Genomic DNA, 22,657 nt, shown 5'->3' on the forward strand with positions numbered 1-22,657 from the left:
TGATTAAAATACTATTCAACGATGACCTTCTTGGCTTTGGGTTTTTCTACCGGTTTCACCGTGGTGGTGGTTTTCAGCGTGGAATTGCTGGTCGTTGTTTTAGGTTTGTTGTCGAACGTGGTTTTTGCAGGTTCCGTTTTCGTAGCTTCCTGTTTAGGGGTTTCTGCTTTTGATGTTTCCGCTTTCGGTGTTTCTTTTCTAGGCTCCACTACCCTTGGCGCAGGTTCCGTATAAACCGGAGTTTCGTAACGAACAGGCGGCACTGTAGTATCGATTTTTATGCGGTATATGGAATTGAGCTGATTGATTTTAGCACCCATTTCTGCCGGCGTTTTCTTACTTGCCCAAATATCAATTTGCATTCCCTGATCCCGAACATCAAAAGAGGCCGGATCTTGGTAATAAACAATATCGGAGTCGTCTTGTCCACCGTCTTCATGTTCTACCAATCCAACTTCGAAAAGATTTTGTGTTATTATCGCTTTTGCTTCTTGAACGGTTAATCCCACTAAATTGGGTACGGATATATTTCTTTTCGGTCCTGCTCCAATCACCAAATCAATGGTGGAGAATCTTGGCAACAAAGTTCCTGGTTTCAAAGTAGAGCCGTTGTACATCATTCTGATCACGGCATCACGCTGTATGCTAGGTTCAAATATGGTATCTCCCACTTTCAGTCCCACTTGTTCTAGCTGTCGGAATGCCAAACCTTTATACCGATCTAATACATCGGGTACGGAAACCTGAGCATAAGTTTTAGGATTTACTTTTAACATAATGGTACGGCCGTCTTTTACGCGGGAACCCGGTGACGGATAGATCTGTAAAACTTGAAAAGGACGGTATCGGGGATCGTATTTAAAACTGTCAACTTCATAATCCAAACCGGTATCATCGAGAATTTTGATGGCATCGTGTACCGATCTGTTGATCACATTAGGAACTGCGATTTCCTTGCCGTGGTTGGTATGAATCTCCAACCATCGGAAAGTAAGCCAAACCAATCCTGTGAAAACGGCTACTGCCAAAAGAATATTTACCAGAACTTTCCAGTGGAAAAGCGATTTAAGCATATTTCTTGATCTTTATTATAGATGCAAAGATATAAAATTATCTTTTCGGAACTCTGCGATTTTTTTTACCCGCCTTTTTTTAATGATAAAAAGTTTGGAAATATTTATCTTTGCCTACTAAAGCAAATCAATGATTTTATCCATGACAGGCTTCGGAAGAAGCGAAGGCGTTTTCGAAGGCAAAAAAATTACCATCGATATCAAATCCCTCAACAGCAAATCTTTTGACCTGAGCATCAAAATGCCGCTGAGATACAAAGAAAAAGAATTTGAAATCCGCAAACTTCTCAACGACAGCATCCTGCGCGGAAAGGTAGATTGCTACATCAACTTGGAAACTTTAGACAGTTCCAATGATGTGAACATCAACCACGAGTTGGTAAAATCTTATATGGACGAACTGAAAAAAATCTCCGGCGACGGTCCCGATTACGAATACCTAAAAATGGCCATCAGAATGCCCGAAGCCATCTCTACCAGACCCGATGAACTGAATGAAAACGAATGGTTGCTGCTCACCGAATTGCTTAATAATGCCTTAGAAAAATTCAATAATTTCAGAAGAACTGAAGGCAATATCCTTCATGAAGAACTGAAACGCAATATCCACAATATTGAAACTTACCTTTCGATGGTAACTCCTTTTGAAGGAATCCGACTCGATACCATCAAAGAAAAATACCGCAGCACACTGAACGAATTCGACAATATCGATGAAACCCGTTTCTATCAGGAAATGGCCTATTTCACAGAAAAGCTGGATATTTCAGAAGAAAAAGTGCGGCTTACCCAGCATTTGAAATATTACACCGAAGTCATGAAAAACGAAGATTTCAACGGAAAAAAACTGGGCTTTATTTCCCAGGAAATGGGCCGAGAAATCAACACTTTAGGTTCAAAAGCCAACCACGCAGAAATCCAGAAACTCGTGGTGATGATGAAAGACGACCTCGAAAAGATTAAAGAACAAACGCTTAATGTGTTGTAGTTGAGAGTTGAGGCTTGAGAGTTGAGGGTTGAGGGTTGAGGGTTGATGACAACCGACAAACATTTCGACTTAGGAAACGGAAGCGTTAAGAAATTTTGAATAAGTTCCGTTAAGAAATTTCCAGTGTTTGAGTGGCGGCAAAAATTTTTCTTAAACAACGAAGTTTTCTTTCCGCCCGAGTTTGGAAATTTTAGGAAATTATTCAAAATTTTAGCTGAAGTTTCCAGTCTTGAATTTTTGGTTCTTTTGTTTCAAGACAAAAGAACATTTAAATCAAATATTTATACTTGTTCTTAATCGCATCATTGCAGATAAAATAATGTTCATGAATCCAACAATTTCTTTCGATGTTCGATTCATCAAAAAATTTAAAAAGCACTTATGAATAAAGTGATCATATTTTCAGCCCCTTCCGGGAGCGGCAAAACCACTTTGGTAAAACACTGTCTGCAGCAATTTCCGCAATTGCAGTTTTCCGTTTCAGCAACTACCAGAGCTTTGAGAGGTGAAGAAATTCACGGAAAAGACTATTTTTTCCTTTCAGTAGAAGCATTTAAAAAACTGATTTCAGAAAATGCTTTTGTAGAATACGAAGAAGTGTACCACGACAAGTTCTACGGAACCCTGAAATCGGAAGTAGAAAGAATTTGGAACGAAGGAAAAGTGGTGATTTTTGATGTAGATGTAAAAGGAGGAATTTCCCTTAAAAAATATTTTGGCGAGCAAGCCCTTTCCATTTTCATCATGCCGCCTTCGATCGAAGAACTAGAACGCAGATTAGTTTCCCGCGCCACCGACGATGCAGAAACCATCCGAACAAGAGTGGGAAAAGCGTCCGAAGAAATGACCTTCAAAGATCAGTTTGACAAAATAGTGGTTAATAATGATTTGGATGAAGCCAAAACTTCGGTGGAGCAGCTTCTGAAAAACTTTCTGAGCGCATGAAAATCGCTATCATCGGCGGCGGATGGGTAGGTAAAAGACTGGCCAAATACCTGTACGAAAGGAATCATCACGTCATCGTGACTACCACTTCTCCCGAAAAACTCACTGAATTAAAAACGGTAGCAACAGAAGTCCATGTGCTGGATTTCTCTAAAGTTTCCAACACAGATTTCCTGAACGATGTGGAAGTAGCCATCTTCAGCATGCCGATTTCCAAAAACAGCTGGCATAAAGGGTTTGAAAACATCGAAAATCGTTTTCCAAAAACAATGCTGTTCAGCTCTACGGGAATTTATCCCCAGAAGAACGGAATCTTTACTGAAAAAGACACTCAAGATTTGCGAACCGACATTCTTGATTCCGAAATGTTGGTACTGAAAAAATATCCTCAAACCCTTATTCTGCGCTTTGGCGGACTGATGGGCGACGAAAGGTCTCTTCAGAATTTCTTCAGAAACAAAGAAATCACCCACCCTGAAAAACGGGTTAACTACATTCATCACGAAGACATTTCAGCAATTTCAGAACTACTAATTCACTCCGACAAAACATCTGAAATTTACAATATCGTGGCTCCGAAACACCCTTCCATAGGAGAAATTTTAAATAAAGAAAATCATAATGCCTCTGCGGATTCAGATCAATTAGCACAAAGAATAATTTCTTCCGAACTTTTAATTCAAGAATTTAACTATACTTTTATCCATCCGAATCCTAAATATTTTTAATGGATTAACGGATTCAGTTTAAAATCAAAACCATTAATTAACCCTTCAATGATCAGGATTTCCGACGAAACATTTACGAAAAAGGATTTTACCCAAAACCCTTTGGAAAGTGGCGAATACGAGAACTGTGTTTTCGAGAATTGCATTTTTTATGAGAGCCGACTGACTGAAATTTCTTTCTCCAACTGTGATTTTAATGACTGCGATTTGAGTTTGGTTAAAATCCACAACACGGCTTTTCGGGAAGTGAAATTCAATAACTGTAAAATAGTTGGCGTTAATTTCGAGTCGGCCAACGATTTTGGTTTGCGTTTCAGTTTTAAAAATTCTAACCTTTCGCACACTGTTTTCTATAAAAAAGACCTCAGAAAAACCTTTTTCGACCATTGTTTGCTCCGAGAAACCGATTTTACCGAAGCTAATTTAATGGAAAGTTCATTCGCCCATTCTGATCTTTCGGGAAGTATTTTCGATCAAACCCATCTCGAAAAGGCAGATTTTACCGAGGCGCTGAACTTCCGCATCATTCCGGAAAACAACTTTATGAAAAAAGCCCGGTTTTCGCAACACCACCTCTCCGGATTGCTGTTGCACACCGGAATTGAAATTTCATAATCTGTTTCAATGAAATTTACTATTTTTATACCTTATTAAATTCATCAAAAATGAGCACTGAAACATTAGATAAAGCAAAGTCAAATCTTCCGGTAAGAGGATTTTTAAAAATAGACGACCTCGTAATCCCACAAGGTGAGGAGTTGAAACAAGCGATTCTCGACCTTAAAAAAGAGAAAAACGCTGTGATTCTCGCACATTATTACCAACCAGCAGAAATTCAGGATATCGCTGATTTCCTTGGAGATTCGCTTCAACTGGCAAGACAGGCAAAAGATACTGATGCAGACATGATTGCCTTCTGCGGCGTACATTTCATGGCAGAAGCAGCGAAAATTTTGAACCCAACTAAAAAAGTAGTTCTTCCCGATACACAAGCGGGCTGTTCTTTGGCCGACGGCTGTAGTGGTGAAGGACTTCGCAAAATGCGCGAGCAACATCCGAATGCTTTAATCGCAACTTATATCAACTGTAATGCGGAAACGAAAGCAGAATCTGACATTATCGTAACGAGTTCCAACGCGGAAACCATCATCGAAGCGTTACCGAAAGACCGCCCGATTATTTTTGCTCCAGATAAAAATTTAGGTCGCTATCTTTCCAAAAAAACAGGCAGGGACATGATTCTTTGGGACGGAAGCTGCATCGTTCACGAAGCGTTTTCGATGGAAAGAATTGCCAAACAACTGGCTGAAAACCCTGATGCTAAACTGATTGCCCACCCAGAAAGCGAATCTGCAGTTTTGGATCTGGCACATTTCATCGGATCCACTTCCGCGCTTTTAAATTATGTTGAAAAAGACGATTGCCAGAAATTCATTGTGGCCACCGAAGAAGGAATTTTGCACGAAATGCACAAGCGCGCTCCGCACAAAGAACTCATTCCAGCATTGGTTTTCGATGAAAGCTGCAACTGCTCGGAATGTTTCTACATGAAACGCAACACGATGGAAAAATTGTACCTCTGCATGAAATACGAACTTCCAGAAATTTTAATCGATGAGGAATTGCGATTAAAAGCCCTGAAACCAATTGAAGCAATGCTAGAGTTGAGTAAGACAATAAAATAAATTTGTACAGTGTACAAAAATAAAAAAGAATGACCTCAAAAATTTTTCTCGAAAACATAAAAATCTACGCGTACCACGGAGTTTTGCCTGAGGAAAATCTCGTCGGGACTTATTATCTGGTGAATGGCGAGTTCCACGCCGACCTTTGGAAAGCCACGGAAACCGATGATCTGAACGACACCATCAGTTATGCCGATTTGAATGAAATCATCCACAATGAAATGGCGGTTCCGAGCAAACTTTTGGAGCATGTTGCAGGAAGAATCATCAAAAAGATTCACGAACAATTTCCGCAGATTTCTTTTATTAAAATTAAAATCACCAAAACCTCGCCACCGATGAAAGGTGAAATGGACGGCGCAAGTGTGGAGTTTGAAAAAACATTCTAAAAAACCTATCCAATTTTAGGGAAACATCAAAATAAGCGGGCTTTAGCCCGCTTATTTTTTGAACAATTTGATCGCTTTATCCTAATTTTAAAATTCATTCCACCAAACCCTTCCTTGAATCTAGATTCTCGATTACTCCAATAAAAAATTTAAAATAAGCGACATTAGTTCCTTTAATAACAAAACTAAAAACAACTTAGGAGATTTTTGCGTGAAGAAAAATTTTAATTATTTCATGAACGAATCTTCAACGAATCAAGCATAAAAATCCCCACTGTTTGAGTGGCGGCAAAAATTTTACTTTAACAACTAAACTTTCTTTCCGCCCGAGTTTTGGGGATTTTCTTAGAAATAATTAAAATTTTTTAGCAAAAAGATCCAGGTCTTGAATTTTTGGTTCTTTTGTTTCAAGACAAAAGAACATGAAAACCATCTAAAAAGTAATTAAAAGTGAACTTCATCCCTTCAATCCAGTCCTCATCCCCGAAATATTTTCAGTAAATTTGCGATGGAAGAAATTGTACTTCCAACAACCCCACAAGCTTAAAAAAGACCAATGAAATATATTATCTTTTCGCTATTTTCTGCCCTGCTTTTAAGCATTTCCTGGCCTACTTACGGCATTCCTTTTTTCATTTTTTTTGCTCTTGTTCCTTTGTTAATGATGGAACACGACATTTCAAAATTTTCCAAGATTAAAAACAAAGGAAGTCTCATTTTCGGACTTTCCTACCTCTGTTTCGTGATTTGGAACATCGTAACAACCGGTTGGCTTTATGGTTCCAAAAATCCGGATGGAAGTCATTCTATTTTAGCAGTAGCGATTCCTGTAGTCGTAAATTCATTGCTGTATTCGATTGTTTTCCAGCTTTATCATTGGTATAAAAAAATTCAAGGAACGTATTTCGGTTTGGTATTCTTTGTCGCCATTTGGATGGCTTTCGAGAAATTCCACCTCAGCTGGGAACTGACTTGGCCATGGCTAAACCTCGGAAACGTTTTTGCCGATTATCCGAAACTGATTCAATGGTACGACACTTTCGGAGCGACCGGCGGAAGTTTCTGGATTTTATTGATTAACGTGTACGTTTTTTACACTTTAAGAATCTGGGAAGCGGGAAGAAAAAGAAAATCTTTAATCATCAATTCAGCGGTTCTCGCAGGCGCCGTTGCAATTCCAATGCTGATTTCATTAGTGAAATATCAGAATTTCGACGAAAAACCCATCGGTTCGGTGAATGTTTTAATGCTGCAACCCGACCTCGATCCTTACAACGAAAAATATTCAAAAGACAGCTTAAGCATTTTAAATGAATTGTTGACTTTAGCCCAAGAAAGCTCCCCGAAAATCAATCAACCCAACCAGATTGATTATTACATCGGTCCGGAAACCTCGCTTCCTGGTTATGGTTCTATCTCGGAAAGTGGTTTTGAGCAAAGCACTTTATTGAATTCGGTAAAAGGCTTCCTCGCCCAACACCCCAAATCAGTTTTTACCACCGGTATTTCTTCGCATCAGTTTTATCCGGATCCCAATAAAAAATCGGAAACGGCCTATCAAACCTCCGATGGAATATATGTGGACAGCTATAATTCTGCAGTACAAATCATTCCGAACCAGAAAGTACAGGTTTACCACAAAGGGAAACTCGTTCCTGGAGTTGAAATTTTCCCTTACATCCACGTGTTGAAACCGCTTTTAGGTGATGCAATGCTGAACCTCGGCGGAACGATTGCTTCCCTCGGAATTGATAAAGAAAGAAAAGTGTTCAGCAATCCTTACAACAAAGGAAAAATAGCGCCTATCATTTGTTATGAAAGTATTTATGGAGAATTCGTGACTGAATATGTGAAAAACGGTGCCAATTTCCTCGGCATCATGACCAATGATTCCTGGTGGGGCGTTACCCAAGGTCACAAACAGTTGATGGCCTACGCGAAACTTCGCGCCATAGAAACCCGCCGTGAAATTGCCCGATCAGCCAACAGCGGAATTACTGCTCATATCAATGCGAAAGGCGATGTGATGGCGGATACGCTTTATGGAGACCAAACTGCTTTGTTTGCAAAAGTAAATCTTTACGACAAGATGACTTTCTATACCAGAGCAGGCGATTTGCTGACAAGAATTTCGATTTTTGTTTTAGGCTTCTTGGTATTCTACACAATGATTAAGCAGTTTCAAAACCGTAAAAAAGCGTAAAGACTTCTCGATGATTGTGCGGAATATTATGTTTAAAGAAATCTGCAAGATTTGCCAAATCTGCGAGAGGTCATTTATCACTCTCGCAGATTTAGCAGATCATAAAGTTTATCAATACATTGTACATCATACTTTTTACATTGTACATGAAAACATCGGTGTAAGACTCTATTTATTCCCGTTAGATTTTTTGTAATTAAAATGATTCAGCAACAAACGGATTTCGCTGAATTCAAAATCATTAGGAAGCGCTTTTTTCCATTCTGATAACGTGGCATGATCGCTGTTTTCTTTGAATGCTTTTTCGAAAGTTTTTATTTTTTCCTTGTCAAAAACTCTGTTCAAATCGAGTAAACCTTGCTCGGCAAACTTCGCCAGATGCCCGTAAATCGTTTCGGTCACCAATCCTCTTTCCTTTGCAATTTCGGGAATCGTTTTGCCTTCTTCAAACAAACGAAACGTGAGAATTTGGGACGGAACTTTGACAATTTTGGTGGTCACTTCCACTTCATTTTCCTTATCGAAAAGCGGAGTTTCCAATAAATGAACTTCTTTTAAATCATTCAAATAATCTTCTAGATCATCCAAAAACACACGGAAATCTTCATTGTATTGTTTCAAACCTTTCACGCCTTTGGTTTCGGAATAAAAATCTTTTAAAGGAGCAAAAACTTTGGCATTAACATTCGTAAAAAAGAAATTCACTGCCCCTCTGGCTTTAGCTTCAATTTCGCTCCATTCTTCTTTTCCTTCGATGAATTTTCGGGTTTTCTGTTGAATAATTTTCTCAAATTTTCCGAAAACTTCCGCTAGTTTTCCGGCTTCAGGTTTGATGCCTTGGTAAAGAAATTTTATTTTGTCTTTATCTAATCCACGGCTGTGAATCGCAGAGTTGTGCCATTTTTCCAGATCTTGCAAAATCCATGCATTGGCGATACGGTTGATGACTTTCTGGATGCTGTAATCGTATTTTTCAGCGTTCAGTATTTCTTCAATCCGGTTATTGGCGTGGGTTTCATCCTGAAACTTCGAAACTCTTTTGTCTGAAAAAATGACTTCAGGAGTGATTTTAGATTTTAAAACAATCCCTTCCAAAGTTCGGCAACGGGAAAGCGCGACATAAACCTGACCCGAAGCGAAAGATTTTCCAGCATCGATGATCAAACGATCAAATGTTAATCCTTGAGATTTATGAATTGTTACCGCCCATGCCAATCGAATCGGATATTGCTTGAAACTTCCCAAAACTTCTTCTTGAATACTTTTGTCCTCCCCCAAAGAATATTTTTTCTGTTCCCAGGTTTCTTTTTTAAGTTTATAAATTTCGTCCTCCCCATCGATAATAACACTCACTTCTTTTTCGTCCACGTCTACAACTTCAGCCAACTTTCCGTTGAAATAGCGACGTTCTCCACTTGCATCATTCCTGATAAACATAATTTGTGCACCTACTTTCAGTTCTAAAATTTCATCATTCGGATATTGGTTTTCATTGAAATTACCAATGATTTCAGCTTTATAAAACTGAGATTTTCCAGGTAGATCAGCCAGTTTTTTCTGATTGATTTCATCGGCCATCTTATTATGGGAAGTCAGGTAAACGTAAGGTTCATCGGTAGGTTCAAAATCGGGAATGTATCTTTCATTCAGGGCATCAAAATCGATATCTCCAATTTCACCGTCACGGATTTCATTCAGAATATCTAGAAATTTTTCATCTTTCTGACGGTACACGGTGGTTAATTCCAAAGTAATTAACGGCAACTCTTTCAGCGCATAACTGTCGAAGAAAAAAGGGGAATTGTAATATTGTTTCAGCACATATTCGTCTCTGACAACCGGCGGAAGCTGGTATAAATCTCCAATAAAAAGCATCTGAACACCACCGAATTTCTGCTGGTTTCTGCGGACATGCCGAAGTGAAAAATCCATCATATCCAGAACATCCGCCCGCAACATGGAAACCTCATCAATAATAATAATTTCAATTTCGCGAAGCAGCTTTAGTTTGTCTTTCCGGTATTTGAAATGATGCATAAGGTCGGCAATATTGTTGGCGATATTGCTGTCAATCCTTTCTGTAGTAGGAAGAAAAGTCCTCAAAGGGAGACCAAACATAGAATGAATCGTCACTCCACCGGCATTGATGGCAGCAATTCCTGTGGGAGCCACAACAATAAATTTTTTGCGGGTTTTACTCACAAAATCGTTCAGGAAGGTAGTTTTCCCGGTTCCCGCTTTCCCGGTGAGGAAAATACTTCTGCTGGTATGTTCGGCTAAATGGAAGAGAGATTCATTCATCGTTCAAATTTAAAGAAAATCATCTGCTTTTCCCTCAATTCTTCATCAGTTGCTTTCAAAAATAGGGACATCGTAGATGAAATGACCTTTTCTTTCGTTAAAATTATTCTAAATTTCACCATTGCTGAACAAAAAGGCGATATTTTTGCAACACAAAAAAGTAAATTGAAAAAAATGAAAAACCTACTCATCATTGGTTTTGCCACACTATCATTGGCTGCATGCCAATCTAATAAAACGGCGGTAGAACCTGAAACACTTCCCAAAGATATCGCCTTGAAGCCAGACAATAACCTGTCTCAGCAGCAAGATAAAGAAAAACTTACCCAACTGATCAAAGAAATTGAAACGATGGCGACAGCACAAACCTGTACCAATGCTTCTGACTGGAAATTCACTGCCATTGGTTCCAAACCTTGTGGAGGGCCGAGTTCTTATATCGCCTATCCGGCTCAGTTGGAGGAAACCATTTTGCCAAAGATTCAAAACTTCACCGAATTGCAGTCTGCTTTTAACAAAAAGTATGGACTAATTTCTGATTGTGCAATGGTAATGCCACCAACAGGCATTGTGTGCGAAAATGGAAAAGCGGTTTTGGTGGGAGCAAATACCGCGACTTCTCAGGTGCAATAATTAGTTATTGCGAAGGCTGGTTTCGTTGGAAAGTTGGTCTTTTAGGATTTTGGCGGCACTCCATTTAGCATGTTTCGACGGCTTAATATGATGTCCCATTTTATAGGCATATACTTTGGTAAATTCTGCACCGAAAAATACGAGTTGACAAGTATAATTCACCCACATCATCAACAAAATAAGGGTGCCTGCAGCTCCAAAAATAGAAGTCGGTTTGAAAATCTCGAAATAAAATCCGAGAAGGAATTTCCCGATGCTGAAAAGCAGTGCCGTAACCAAAGCTCCCATCCAAACTGAACGCCATGAAATTTCAACGTCTGGAAGCACTTTGAACATAAATGCAAACAGTACGGTAATCACGAAAAAGCTTATTACAAAGTTGATGATTCGGACTAAAACAAAGGTTTCTAACCCGAAGTGTCTCGCGATCCAATCACTTGCGATGCCTAAAAACGAAGTTAAAATAAGACTGGTAAGCAGCAAAAAGGAAATAATAAGAATCATCCCGAGAGAATTGGCACGATCTAAAATATATTTCTGAAATACTTTTTTAGGTGCCGCTTCTACATCCCAAAGCGTATTGAGGCTTTTCTGCATCTGAAAAAACAAAGTGGTTGCTCCAAATATCAAAGTGAGAATCCCAAAAATCTTCATCAACAAATTTCTTTGGTCCCAAACTGCACTTAAAATCATCGACTGCAGACTTTCCGCAATATCTTTTCCAGCAATACCACTCGCTTGATGGGTGATTTCTCCTCTTACGGCTTCATCACCGAAGAAAAAACCTGCGATCCAAATGACAATAATTAAAAGTCCAGGCAATGAAAAAATGGCAAAATAAGCCATACTTGCTGAATCTTTTGAAACATCAGAATTGTTCCAATCGTGAAAAGTTTCTTTGAGGAGTTGCCACAATTCTATCAGTTTCTTCTTCATTTTTGTGCCTTTTAGATTTTCAATTCGCACTCCAAATATTGCACCATTTTTTAATTGTGGATTCGTTTATTCGTCAATAAGTTGGTATTCTAAAATTTTTTCTTTTGTTTTTGGAATAAAGATTAATTCACGGTCACCTGGAGGAACATTTTTCCGTTCTTTAGTAAAACCAAATTCATTTTCAGAATAGATAAAATTTCTGTTTTTCAATGTATCTGATGCTTTAAGCTTAAATTCTGAAAAAAGAGCTTTCTTGTCGTTTTCTGAAATTTTAAGCGTAAAATTTTCATAATAATCTCCAATCGCAGCCGAAGTTTCATGTTTTGTAATTTCAAAATCATCTTTCAATACAATTTCGTTTTGTTTTAAAATTTTTTCGGCATCAGATTTAAAGAAAAACTGATCCTCAAATTTTAAAAATAATATTATTAGAAGATAGACTGTAGCCATAATCGAAGCAAGCCAAATTCCCGTTTTCCTCGATTGAAATTTGGTTCCAATAAAATAGAGAAACCAAAGAAATCCCAGTGGAATCCCGATAAATATTAAAAATAAGATTGCAGAAAAAAAGAAATCATCCATTATACTGATTTTTCAGCCTCAAAATCTCCCTTGTACCACGAAGAATATTTCACATAATTATTAGCAATTCGCTCCACTTCACCTTCCAATAATTCGGCAGAAATATCTTTAATTTTCTTTGCAGGAATACCTCCCCAAACTTCCCCCGACTTGATGTGAGTTCCTTGGGTAACCACACTTCCTGCGCCAACAATCGAATTGCTTTCTACTACACAATCGTCCATCACAATGGAGCCCATTCCGATCAATACATTATCATGCAAAGTGCAGCCGTGAACGATCGCGTTATGACCAATAGAAACACTATTGCCGATAACGAGTGGATATTTCTCGTAAGTGCAGTGCAGCATTGCATTATCTTGCACATTCACTTTGTCTCCCATTTTGATGAAATGCACATCGCCGCGGATTACCGCATTGTACCAAATGCTGCAGTCTTTCCCCATCGTTACATCGCCGATGATGGTTGCGGTTTCTGCCAGAAAAGTATTTTCTCCGATTTGTGGAGTTTTGCCGAGAAGTTCTTTAATTAAAGCCATATTAGTATTGAATTATTCATTAAAATTGAAATGCGGTTTACATTCCGCAGGAATCATTATTCCAAAATACTGATGATTGATAATGTCTAAAATCTAATGCCCGATTTCTGAGATCTTATCCGTATTTTTGCCATTCAAATTTAATGAAATAAAATGAGACAAATCCTTATAGAACCTACCGAAAACCCAAAAGTACTGAAGTTTGTAGCCGACTACAACCTGATCCCAGGATCATTGGAGCTCGACAGAGATTCAGACATCTCTGAAATTCCTTTGGCGCAGGAACTTTTCAACTATCCTTTTGTGGAGAGAATCTTCATCACTGCCAACTTTATTGCGGTTGCAAAACAAGATACCGTGGAATGGGAATTCGTTTCGGAAAGTTTAAAAAATGTCATCGAAGATGAATTGCTCGCCAACCCGAGAATTTACCTTCAGAAAAAAAGAGAAATGTACCAGATTTATGCGGAAATGACGCCGAATCCGATGGTAATGAAATTCGTTTCAAATAAATTGTTGCTCGATGGCTTTGTGGAAGTAAAATCCCGCGAAGAAGCTGCAGGAGTTCCTTTGGCAGAAGCAATTTTCAATGAATTCGATTTCGCTAAAGAAGTTTTTATCTCCGATAATTTCGTAGCAGTCACCAAAAATGTTTCGGTGGAATGGCATGAAGTGATGGTGGCGGTACGCGCTTTTGTAGCCGATTACCTTCAAAATGGTGGCGAAATTTCTAACCTTGAACCTCAGAAACACGAAAGTCCTGTAGAGAACATCATCAACAGAGATTATACCGAAAACGAACAGAAAATATCCGATATTCTGAATGAATATGTCGCTCCTGCTGTAGAAGGCGATGGTGGAAAAATATCTTTAATCGAATACGTTTCAGAAACCAAAACCGCAAAAATGTTGTTACAAGGAGCATGCTCAGGATGCCCAAGTTCAACAGCTACTTTGAAAGGCGGTATCGAAAACGTATTGAAACAGTTTCTCCCGGAATTGGTGGAAAATGTGGAAGCAGTAAATGGATAAGATGCATTAAACCACAAAAGACTGAATTGAATCTTTTTATAGTTCAACTTTTGTGGTTTTATTCAAATAAAAAAATAAATATTTTGTCAAAAAAAGGAATCTTACTCGTCAATCTCGGGTCACCGAAATCTACTGATGTTAAAGACGTCAAAGCCTACCTCGATGAATTCTTGATGGATGAAAAAGTCATCGATTACCGTTGGTTTTTCCGTTCGTTGCTGGTACAGGGAATCATCCTGAATACTCGACCACCAAAGTCCGCTGCAGCCTACAAAACCGTGTGGACTGACGAAGGTTCACCTTTAATTGTCATCACCCAAAAAATTCAACAGAAACTGCAAAAGTTGGTGGATGTTCCGGTAGAAATCGGAATGCGTTACGCTGAACCAAGCATTGAAAACGGAATCAGAAAACTAACGGAGCAAGGCGTTACCGAAATTGTTTTGTTTCCGCTTTATCCGCAATATGCAATGAGCACAACAGAAACCGTGATCGATAAAGCTGAAGAAGTACGCAAAAAATTCTTCCCGAACGTTAAAATTAATTACGTTCAGCCCTTTTACAACCGCGAAATATATATTGATTGTCTGGCGGAAAGCATCCGCGAGAAACTGCCGGAAAGTTTCGATGCGTTACAGTTTTCTTATCACGGCGTTCCGGAACGGCATATTTACAAAACCGATCCCACGAAAACCTGTAATCTAAACGATTGTTGCCAAAGAGAAAATAATCCGAGTCACCAGTTTTGCTACCGACATCAATGTTTTAAAACCACTGAATTGGTCATTGAAAAACTCAACATTCCAAAGGAAAAAACGGTTATTTCTTTCCAATCCAGATTAGGAAAAGATAAATGGATGGAACCTTACACCGACGAAACTTTAGAAAATTTACCTAAAAAAGGAGTGAAAAACCTTGCTATCGTTTGCCCGGCTTTCGTTTCCGATTGCCTTGAAACATTAGAAGAAATTTCGGTGGAGGGTAAAGAAGAATTCCTACATGCAGGTGGCGAGCAATTCCATTACATTCCTTGTTTGAATGATGAAGACCGCTGGATTGATGTGGTGAAAACGCTTTGCGAAGAAAAATTGAATGAATTTTATTTGGTTTAAATTACCTTACCGGAGTTCGGAATTCGCCATAGCCGATGAGTCCATCGTAATTTCTCCCGAAAGGTCTGTAGTAGAGCAAAGCTTGATAAAGGTTCTCGGTTTGCCAGAAACTGCCATTGATCTCTCCGAAATCTAGTCCGCCATCTTCTCGCTTTGTAGCCAGTATATAGTTATAAAAGCCTTGTTTCAGGTAAATCTTTGCAATGTATTTCTTGGCATTTTCGTCATAGAACATTTGGTTTTCTTTGCTGGCCAGATAATCATTAAATCCGCCTAAAACATAAATTTCTTTATCGGTTTTTTCGGAATCGAGTGCAAAATACACCCAAGAATAATCGCCTTCTTTATCAACAACGCGCTCAATTCCAAAATCGTTTCTACGGAAATAATAGGCGCCATTCACATCCGGCTGATATTGATAATTAAGAGGAAAGGCCCAAACGGGATGCAGATAAGTGTGATTCACCCCTTCGATTGTTTCGGCTCCTGCGACCATATCGAACGCATGGTTGATATTCTTATTATCGAAGTAATAATACTCATTATTCCCCGGAAAGGTCAGATTCATCTGCTGGAAAAGGAATTTGTTGCCGATTACCGAACTCGGTTTTAGGTTTGCAATGGTCGTGTTCGGATTGTTGTTCTGCATCACGTTCAGAGTGACCGAATTGACGTTCTGCATCAACGCCTGATCCTTGCCTACAACCTGCACTTCTACCCGTTGGTTGATGTTTGGATTTCGGGAATCTGTGATGCGGCTGATCGACAAACCCAACGAAGCTCCGTTTTCTACCACACAGAATCTTTTGGTAAAAAGCGGGTTGCTTTGGGAATCTTTATACACTACAATTTCGAAATTCCCGCTGATTTTTGGTTGAATTTTATCATTCGGAAATACTAAAGTATAATGCGTGTAAGCCTGATTGGTATTGAAAGAATACTCAAACTGATCGATCAGTGCATTGAGGCTACCATTGGCATATTCGGTGAAGAACAATCCGTCTTCCTGCCAATTTCGGTCGTAATGTTTGAGGGTATATCGGTAAATATTGCTTCCGTTGGAAAGGTCGTCAAATTTTAAAATCAACTGTTCATTAAAACCAATTATGGGACTTTCGTCGTTGGTTTGCGGATTAAACAATTGAATACCGCGAATATCTTGCCCAAAAACCGAGCAAAACATCATCAAAAGAACAAAGGGTAAAAATTTCATCATTACGAAGATAACGAAAAATACAGTGATTTGTTGTTAATAGAAGTGCAGATTCTTCGGCAAAACCTTATTTTTGAACTTTCAAAAAACTCATTTATGCTTCATATAAAATCCTTTGCTTTCAATCCTTTTTCGGAAAATACTTATGTTGTTTTTAATGAAAATAAAAACGCATACCTCATCGATCCAGGAAATTTCAGCGATGCAGAAACCGCTGTTTTAAAACAATTTATTGAAGATCAGGGTTTGAAAATTCAGAATATTTTGCTTACTCATGCGCATATTGATCACGTTTTGGGATTGCAAGAAATGTACAATAAATATCAAGTTTCGGTATTGCTGCACGAAATTGAAAAGGAAATTCTCGACCGAAACCCGATGGATGCGAACCGTTTTGGTTTTTTCTTCAAACCTTTTGAAGGTGAAATTCAATTCATTAAAGAGAATGAAAATCTAAAATTAGACGAAGATATCTTAAAAATCCTACACGTTCCGGGACATTCGCCGGGAAGCATCGCCTTTTATTCAGAAACCGATAAACTGATGATTTCAGGTGATGTTTTGTTCGAAGGAAGCATCGGAAGAACCGATCTTTACAAAGGAAATCACGAGCAATTGATCGAAAGCATCCAAACCAAATTATTTGTATTGGACGACGAAACCAAAGTGTACAGTGGCCACGGAAATCCGACTATGATTGGCTTTGAGAAAACTTACAATCCTTTCTTTAAATAAAAAAAACGCATTTGAAAATGCGTTTTTTTATTGATGTTCTGAGATTTATTTCCACTTGATTCCGCAACCCATGCTTGGTCTTTGCATCTCTTCTTGTGGTTCGCCGGCAAGTAGATTTTCGAAGGCGATAATCAAATCTTCACCGGTAATTTCTTTTTGATTTCCAGGCCTAGAATCGTCCATTTGTCCGCGATAAACCAAATCTAATTTTTCATCAAAGAAAAAGAAATCGGGCGTGCAAGCTGCATCGTAAGCTTTTGCAATCGCTTGACTTTCATCAAAAAGATAAGGAAACTCAAATTTTCTTTCCACTTGAAATTCTGCCATTTTCGATGGTGAATCCGCTGGATATTTCTCTGAATCATTCGCGTTGATAGCAATAAATTCGATGCCTTTTTCCTGATAATCTTCGTACAATTCCGCGAGTTTATCAATCACATGCAAAACAAATGGACAATGGTTGCACATGAAAATCACAAGGGTTCCTTTTTCGCCTTTCAGTTCATCCAAAGTTTGTAATTCATTGGATTGCGAAGGATTCGGAAGTTCAAAAAACGGAGCTTTCGTGCCCAGTTCGATCATATTGGAAGGAGTATTTGCCATTATAAATATTTTTAGTTGATGTTTAATGTGTTGAGCAAAGATAAGGATTCTTGCACTGAATTTTCGAAATTCACCCAATGGATGTTGGTTTCTTTGCGGTACCAAGTTAGTTGGCGTTTGGCAAATCTTCGGGAATTTTTCTTGATTTCTTCCACCGCGAAATCTAAACTCCATTCTCCATCAAAATATCGGAAAAGCTCGGAATATCCTACGGTTTGTAACGCAACATATTTTCGGAAATCAATCAGCGAAAGCGCTTCATCGACCAAACCATTTTCCAACATGACATCGACACGTTGATTGATTCTATCATAAATTGTTTCTCGGGGAGCCGAAATCCCGATGCGAATCACTTCAAAATCCCGTTGTTTGAGTTGAACAGAAATATTTTCGGTATATGTTTTTCCGGTTTGCCAAACCACATCAATCGCACGGAAAAGCCTTCTGGGATTATCTTTATCGACAATATTAAAATATTCTGGATCTAATTCTTCGAGGATTTTTTGTACACTTTCAATCCCTTCTTCACTGAAAATTTGTTCCAGTTTTTTCTGGTTTTCTTCATCCGCTTCCGGCAAATCGTTCAGACCTTGAATAACGGCCTTTTCATACATCATGCTTCCACCAACCATAATCACCACTTCATTTTGAGTAAATAATTCTTCAATTTTTGCAATGGCTTCTCGTTCAAATTGCCCGATAGAATAGTAATCTTCCACCGAAAGATTGCCAATAAAATGATGCGGAACTTGTACCAGTTCTTCTTCTGAAGGCATTGCAGTTCCAATTTTCATCTCTCTGAAAAACTGCCGAGAATCACAGGAAACGATTTCGGTACCGAAATGTTTTGCCAATTCGATCGTGAGTTTGGTTTTGCCAATTCCGGTGGTTCCTACGATGGAAATAAGTTTTTTCATTGACGCAAATTTCCTGATTTTTTTTGAATAAAAAGAACTGACTCGAAAATCAAAAAACTTTAACAAAAAAAAGCCACTCAGTTTCCTAAGTGGCTTTTGATAACTTTATCATGATTAACTGATAATTTCTGCTTCTGCAATTTTATTATTGTTCATCGTTGAACTGGCTTCCCAAGCGACAAATTTTTCAGCCTCAGAAACCAACATCGGAATCGCAAGAGCCAAAAGCGCCAAATCGTCTAAAACTCCAATCACCGGAATCCAATCAGGCAAAATATCCAAAGGAGAAATCAGGTAAACAAATACCAATCCTGGAAGGATAACGTTTTTGTATTCGGGTTTGTAACCGCCCTTTGACATCACCGATTTGATCATTCGGATGATTACAGGAATTTTTTTGATGAACCCTTTGTGTTTGAATGCTTCTTTAGCAAGAGCAATTTTTGATAATTTCATTTTGTGTTTGATTTTTTAAAACGCTATTTATTTTCCAAATTCTATACCACAATTTCGTAATTTCTGTTAAAATATCACTTCGTTACATTATCGATAAATCCGTGCACCGATTTGCTATTCCAATCCTTTGAAGCATCTTCTTTCAAAAGGATTCTTCCATTTTTATCGAGTAAAAAAGTCGTTGGGAAAACTTTTGGCAACACATTATTTGAAATCGGGCTTTGAGCAATGTAAACAGGAACGGTATAATTATTTTCTTTCATGAATTTCACCACCGCTTCTTCCTCATCCTGCATCGCAATCAGTACGAAATCTACCTTATCTTTCTTGGTTTCATAAAGCTTTTGAATGGTTGGCCATTCTTCTCTGCACGGTGGACACCAAGTCCCCCAGAAATTAAGGAAAATCAGTTTATTTCCTTTGAGATTTTTCAAGTTTGTACTTGCAACATTGATTCCTTTCAATTGAATATCCATATCCGAATCCTGCAAAGTAATCGCATTTTCAATTGCCGCAACCGGAAACAATAGGTCTTTAATCTTCAGTTTTACCGAAGGAAAAAGATAAAGCACCGCAATAATTGCAGTCGCAATGATATAAAAAAGGTTTTGTTTTATAAATTTCATCTTAAACTAAATTAATAATTTCTTCGATCGCATCGGCACCACGGTTTTTCGCATAATACACCTGCAAATCATTATAAAATTCTTCGCGAGGATACGTTTCCTCATTTTCTTTGAACTTTTTGAGCAGTTCTGTACCGTATTTCGGGCGCGGTCCCCACACATTTTTCACCGTGAAATCTGAATTCAACAATAAAATTTTAGGAATCGATTGGGTTCCATTGGTCAAAAATTGATCGATTAAGGAAGGATCAGAATCTCTCAAAAAGATTTTCACCTCAATTCCTGCCGCTGCAAAAAACTGAGAAACCGCAGGTACGGTCGCACTTGCGTCGCCACACCAAGGTTCAGAAATAATCAAAACTTTTCCATCGAAATTTTTCGACTTCAAGTTTTCAAGCATTTCAGGATTTACTTTGAAAGTCTTCAGCGTTCGCTCCATTCTTTGCAAACCGAGTTCGTAATAATCGGTGTAGTTATCGTTTTCCGCAGGGTTTTCTGCGCGTTGTTTTGCCACTTCCATATATGCATCAAAAGAGATCGCATTTTCCCAATATTTTTCCATATTCTTTAAATAAAATGGGTTAAAATTTTTGTTTTTGAAGTTAAATTCTTCGCAAACGATTAATCAAAAACAGGTCCGCCAGAACAAAAGCAGCCAAGTTTTCCACAATAGGAACTGCTCTTGGTAAAACGCAAGGATCGTGTCTTCCTTTTCCTTCAACCGTGACAGAATTTCCGTCTTTATCGACACTTTCCTGAGGTCTCAAAATGGTCGCAATCGGTTTAAAAGCCACGCGAAAATACACATCCATTCCGTTGGAAATTCCTCCTTGAATTCCTCCCGAAAGATTCGTTTTGGTTGAAAAATCTTGGTTGAATAAGTCATTGTGATCTTTGCCTGTCATTTTTGCACCACAAAAACCGCTTCCGTATTCAAAACCTTTCGCCGCATTAATGTTCATCATCGCTTTCGCCAATTCAGCTTGCAATTTCCCGAAAACCGGTTCGCCAATTCCAACCGGAAGATTTTTAATCACACAAGTAATCGTTCCGCCAATCGTATTGCCTTCTTTTTTGATTTCTTTAATTCTAGCAATCATTTTTTCAGCAGTTTCTGCATCCGGACAACGTACATCGTTGGAATCGGTCTTAGAAAAATCTAAATCTTGATAAGGTTTTTCGCAAAAAATTTCACCTACAGAAGAAACGTATGCATTGATTTCCACATTTTCAGGAAGAAGTTGTTTTGCCAAACTTCCTGCTACCACCCAGTTTACTGTTTCTCGGGCAGACGATTTTCCCCCACCGCGATAATCTCGGATTCCGAATTTCTGATCGTAGGTAAAATCAGCATGACTCGGCCGATATGCCTGAGAAATATGATCGTAATCTTTTGATTTTTGATTTTCATTTTCAATAGTAAATCCGATGGGAGTTCCAGTGGTTTTCCCTTCAAAAATCCCCGAAAGAAACTTCACGGTGTCGCTTTCTTTTCTTTGGGTAACAATGGCCGACTGACCGGGTTTTCTACGATCGAGTTGATGCTGAACCGCATCTAAATCCACCTCCAAACCAGCCGGAAAATTGTTGATAATTCCGCCATAAGCGATTCCGTGGCTTTCCCCAAAGGTAGAAAGGGTAAGAAAATTTCCTAAATTGAACATGATACAAATTTAATCAAAAGTTGTGAAATAGCCGATACAGAAAGGCAAAGTTTGATGTTTTCAATAGTAATATTCCGGCGGAAAATTAGCCAAATTTTTTTGAGGCTGTGTTTTTTCTTCTTCATTAATTTCTCTCCAAATGAAGCCTTCTTTCAAGGTTTCGCTTTTCATTTATGAAAAACGCCAATATCTCCTGAAAAAAATAGGGGAAATTCTTAACGAATTTTGCTTTGAAAAACACCTGAAAAAGCATCATACAAAAAAACGATATAAACTCCACAACTCTCAAAAACAAACCGAAAAACAATGGTCAAAAATAAAATGTGTAGCATCAATATAATTCCGAGGATTGAAAGAGATATGATCATAATTTATTTCTACTCATTAAAAGATATTTCAAAATAAAAACCCTCCCCAATTTGAGTATTGAGGAGGATTCTTTTTTCTATATATCGTTCGGGAAAGCCCGATTATTGTACTCTTCCGTCTTTTCTGTCGCCGGCTCTACCAATGGTATAACCTGTTGCTCCACCTACGATACCACCAATTACGGCTCCTGCAGCACGATTCTTTTTACTGATGATCGCACCAGCTGCAGCTCCACCTACGGTACCAATAATGGTTCCTTTCGCAGCCTTACTCATCCCTTGTTTTTGGGTGGTTCCTTGTGTTGTTCCGGCGTAAGTTTCAGAATTAGAACTTGAGCTTGAACCTGAACTTGAAGATCTTGGTGTATTATTCACATAAACTGTTTTGGTTTCACGGATTACCTGAGGTCTAGCTGCAGCAGCTTGTGCTTTAGCTTTATTAGATTCCGCGATACTGTCGGCTTTTTTCTGAGTTTCATAAGCCATTTTTTCTTTTTCAATGGCTAATTTTTGTTTTTCAATTTCCAATTGTCGGGTTTGAAACTCCATTTTCTGTTGTTCCAAAGATTTTTCCGCAACGGTATTGTCTTTCGTACAAGCAGTAAGCATTAAAACTGATGCAAAACCTGCGGCAACTATATTTTTAAAACCAAATGATGATTTATTTTGTGCTATTGTATTCATTATTGCTTTCATAACTTTAAATTTTATAATCCAGATATGCCAAAAACGAAACCAAACCAGTGTTAAAGAAAAGTTAAAAATAATAAATAGTATTAAAAAACAAAAGCAAGTTTCTGAAATTCAGAGACTTGCTTTGTTGGAGGTTCCTAGCGGATTCGAACCGCTGTAGATGGTGTTGCAGACCACTGCCTAGCCACTCGGCCAAAGAACCATTTTGGTTTGCAAATATAGTATTTTTTTAAAAA

Annotated in this window: 24 protein-coding genes and 1 tRNA gene; 11 read left to right on the forward strand and 14 right to left on the reverse strand. The window is 38.4% G+C overall.

Features of this window, described 5'->3' with window-relative positions:
* Nucleotides 1–11: 11 nt before the first annotated feature.
* Nucleotides 12–1,073 carry a PASTA domain-containing protein gene (locus NOV28_RS06445; RefSeq protein WP_255928831.1) on the reverse strand — a complete coding sequence of 354 codons (1,062 nt, stop codon included), beginning with the start codon at nucleotides 1,071–1,073 and terminating at the stop codon, nucleotides 12–14.
* 130 nt (nucleotides 1,074–1,203) lie between these two features.
* Here NOV28_RS06445 and NOV28_RS06450 point away from each other — a divergent pair, with 130 nt between their 5' ends.
* The 7 genes from NOV28_RS06450 to lnt all read left to right on the forward strand — a co-directional run bounded on the left by NOV28_RS06450 (nucleotide 1,204) and on the right by lnt (nucleotide 8,011).
* Complete coding sequence (locus NOV28_RS06450; RefSeq protein ID WP_255928833.1) at nucleotides 1,204–2,061, forward strand: YicC/YloC family endoribonuclease; 858 nt, start codon at nucleotides 1,204–1,206, stop codon at nucleotides 2,059–2,061.
* 381 nt (nucleotides 2,062–2,442) lie between these two features.
* Complete coding sequence (gene gmk, locus NOV28_RS06455; RefSeq protein ID WP_255928835.1) at nucleotides 2,443–3,006, forward strand: guanylate kinase; 564 nt, start codon at nucleotides 2,443–2,445, stop codon at nucleotides 3,004–3,006.
* Entirely contained in the window at nucleotides 3,003–3,734 is a 732-nt protein-coding gene (locus tag NOV28_RS06460; protein WP_255928837.1) for an NAD(P)-binding domain-containing protein, read from the forward strand. The genes gmk and NOV28_RS06460 overlap by 4 nt, the downstream gene beginning before the upstream one ends.
* A gap of 48 nt (nucleotides 3,735–3,782) precedes the next feature.
* On the forward strand, nucleotides 3,783–4,349 hold the full coding sequence (locus tag NOV28_RS06465; protein WP_255928839.1) for a pentapeptide repeat-containing protein: 567 nt from the start codon (nucleotides 3,783–3,785) through the stop codon (nucleotides 4,347–4,349).
* Between the two features lie 50 nt (nucleotides 4,350–4,399).
* Nucleotides 4,400–5,419, forward strand: a complete 1,020-nt coding sequence (nadA, locus tag NOV28_RS06470; RefSeq protein ID WP_255928841.1) for a quinolinate synthase NadA — start codon at nucleotides 4,400–4,402, stop codon at nucleotides 5,417–5,419.
* A gap of 29 nt (nucleotides 5,420–5,448) precedes the next feature.
* Nucleotides 5,449–5,808: a dihydroneopterin aldolase gene (gene folB, locus NOV28_RS06475; protein WP_255928843.1), complete on the forward strand. Its 360-nt coding sequence runs from the start codon at nucleotides 5,449–5,451 to the stop codon at nucleotides 5,806–5,808.
* 556 nt (nucleotides 5,809–6,364) lie between these two features.
* Nucleotides 6,365–8,011: an apolipoprotein N-acyltransferase gene (lnt, locus tag NOV28_RS06480; protein ID WP_255928845.1), complete on the forward strand. Its 1,647-nt coding sequence runs from the start codon at nucleotides 6,365–6,367 to the stop codon at nucleotides 8,009–8,011.
* A gap of 168 nt (nucleotides 8,012–8,179) precedes the next feature.
* On the opposite strand, the gene NOV28_RS06485 is transcribed toward lnt, so the two are convergent.
* Complete coding sequence (locus NOV28_RS06485) at nucleotides 8,180–10,312, reverse strand: helix-turn-helix domain-containing protein (RefSeq protein ID WP_255928847.1); 2,133 nt, start codon at nucleotides 10,310–10,312, stop codon at nucleotides 8,180–8,182.
* 174 nt (nucleotides 10,313–10,486) lie between these two features.
* On the opposite strand from NOV28_RS06485, the gene NOV28_RS06490 reads away from it, so the two are divergent.
* Nucleotides 10,487–10,945 (forward strand): hypothetical protein, encoded by a 459-nt coding sequence (locus tag NOV28_RS06490; protein WP_255928849.1) that lies wholly within the window; start codon nucleotides 10,487–10,489, stop codon nucleotides 10,943–10,945.
* Here the strand turns inward: NOV28_RS06490 and NOV28_RS06495 are convergent, their stop codons facing one another.
* The 3 genes from NOV28_RS06495 to NOV28_RS06505 all read right to left on the reverse strand — a co-directional run bounded on the left by NOV28_RS06495 (nucleotide 10,946) and on the right by NOV28_RS06505 (nucleotide 13,002).
* Complete coding sequence (locus NOV28_RS06495; protein ID WP_255928852.1) at nucleotides 10,946–11,881, reverse strand: YihY/virulence factor BrkB family protein; 936 nt, start codon at nucleotides 11,879–11,881, stop codon at nucleotides 10,946–10,948. It abuts the gene before it with no gap.
* Nucleotides 11,882–11,947: 66 nt separating this feature from the next.
* Nucleotides 11,948–12,229 (reverse strand): hypothetical protein, encoded by a 282-nt coding sequence (locus NOV28_RS06500; protein ID WP_255928854.1) that lies wholly within the window; start codon nucleotides 12,227–12,229, stop codon nucleotides 11,948–11,950.
* A 233-nt stretch (nucleotides 12,230–12,462) separates the two neighbouring features.
* On the reverse strand, nucleotides 12,463–13,002 hold the full coding sequence (locus NOV28_RS06505) for a gamma carbonic anhydrase family protein (protein ID WP_255928856.1): 540 nt from the start codon (nucleotides 13,000–13,002) through the stop codon (nucleotides 12,463–12,465).
* A gap of 153 nt (nucleotides 13,003–13,155) precedes the next feature.
* Between NOV28_RS06505 and NOV28_RS06510 the strand changes: the two genes are divergently transcribed.
* Together NOV28_RS06510 and hemH are read left to right on the forward strand one after the other, a co-directional pair.
* Nucleotides 13,156–14,034: a NifU family protein gene (locus NOV28_RS06510; protein ID WP_255928858.1), complete on the forward strand. Its 879-nt coding sequence runs from the start codon at nucleotides 13,156–13,158 to the stop codon at nucleotides 14,032–14,034.
* A gap of 83 nt (nucleotides 14,035–14,117) precedes the next feature.
* The gene (gene hemH, locus NOV28_RS06515; protein WP_255928860.1) at nucleotides 14,118–15,146 is read left to right on the forward strand and encodes a ferrochelatase; all 1,029 of its coding nucleotides are present in this window, start codon (nucleotides 14,118–14,120) and stop codon (nucleotides 15,144–15,146) included.
* 1 nt (nucleotide 15,147) lies between these two features.
* Here the strand turns inward: hemH and NOV28_RS06520 are convergent, their stop codons facing one another.
* Complete coding sequence (locus NOV28_RS06520) at nucleotides 15,148–16,359, reverse strand: type IX secretion system plug protein (protein WP_380265545.1); 1,212 nt, start codon at nucleotides 16,357–16,359, stop codon at nucleotides 15,148–15,150.
* 96 nt (nucleotides 16,360–16,455) lie between these two features.
* Between NOV28_RS06520 and NOV28_RS06525 the strand changes: the two genes are divergently transcribed.
* Nucleotides 16,456–17,094, forward strand: a complete 639-nt coding sequence (locus NOV28_RS06525; RefSeq protein ID WP_255928864.1) for an MBL fold metallo-hydrolase — start codon at nucleotides 16,456–16,458, stop codon at nucleotides 17,092–17,094.
* A 45-nt stretch (nucleotides 17,095–17,139) separates the two neighbouring features.
* Here the strand turns inward: NOV28_RS06525 and NOV28_RS06530 are convergent, their stop codons facing one another.
* The 8 genes from NOV28_RS06530 to NOV28_RS06565 form a co-directional block, all read right to left on the reverse strand.
* The gene (locus tag NOV28_RS06530; RefSeq protein ID WP_255928866.1) at nucleotides 17,140–17,697 is read right to left on the reverse strand and encodes a thioredoxin family protein; all 558 of its coding nucleotides are present in this window, start codon (nucleotides 17,695–17,697) and stop codon (nucleotides 17,140–17,142) included.
* Between the two features lie 11 nt (nucleotides 17,698–17,708).
* The gene (gene miaA, locus NOV28_RS06535; protein ID WP_255928868.1) at nucleotides 17,709–18,614 is read right to left on the reverse strand and encodes a tRNA (adenosine(37)-N6)-dimethylallyltransferase MiaA; all 906 of its coding nucleotides are present in this window, start codon (nucleotides 18,612–18,614) and stop codon (nucleotides 17,709–17,711) included.
* A 114-nt stretch (nucleotides 18,615–18,728) separates the two neighbouring features.
* Nucleotides 18,729–19,070, reverse strand: coding sequence for a DUF1232 domain-containing protein (locus NOV28_RS06540; RefSeq protein WP_255928870.1), 342 nt, complete (start codon nucleotides 19,068–19,070; stop codon nucleotides 18,729–18,731).
* 74 nt (nucleotides 19,071–19,144) lie between these two features.
* Nucleotides 19,145–19,696, reverse strand: a complete 552-nt coding sequence (locus NOV28_RS06545) for a TlpA family protein disulfide reductase (RefSeq protein ID WP_255928872.1) — start codon at nucleotides 19,694–19,696, stop codon at nucleotides 19,145–19,147.
* Nucleotide 19,697: 1 nt separating this feature from the next.
* On the reverse strand, nucleotides 19,698–20,258 hold the full coding sequence (locus NOV28_RS06550; protein ID WP_255928874.1) for a thioredoxin family protein: 561 nt from the start codon (nucleotides 20,256–20,258) through the stop codon (nucleotides 19,698–19,700).
* Nucleotides 20,259–20,298: 40 nt separating this feature from the next.
* Entirely contained in the window at nucleotides 20,299–21,360 is a 1,062-nt protein-coding gene (gene aroC / locus NOV28_RS06555; RefSeq protein WP_255928876.1) for a chorismate synthase, read from the reverse strand.
* Between the two features lie 470 nt (nucleotides 21,361–21,830).
* Entirely contained in the window at nucleotides 21,831–22,412 is a 582-nt protein-coding gene (locus NOV28_RS06560; RefSeq protein WP_255928878.1) for a YMGG-like glycine zipper-containing protein, read from the reverse strand.
* Nucleotides 22,413–22,549: 137 nt separating this feature from the next.
* Nucleotides 22,550–22,623 (reverse strand) — tRNA-Cys (locus NOV28_RS06565).
* Nucleotides 22,624–22,657: the final 34 nt, after the last annotated feature.

Origin of the sequence: Kaistella montana (genome assembly GCF_024436175.1) — a bacterium.
GTDB classification, from domain to species: Bacteria; Bacteroidota; Bacteroidia; order Flavobacteriales; family Weeksellaceae; genus Kaistella; species Kaistella montana.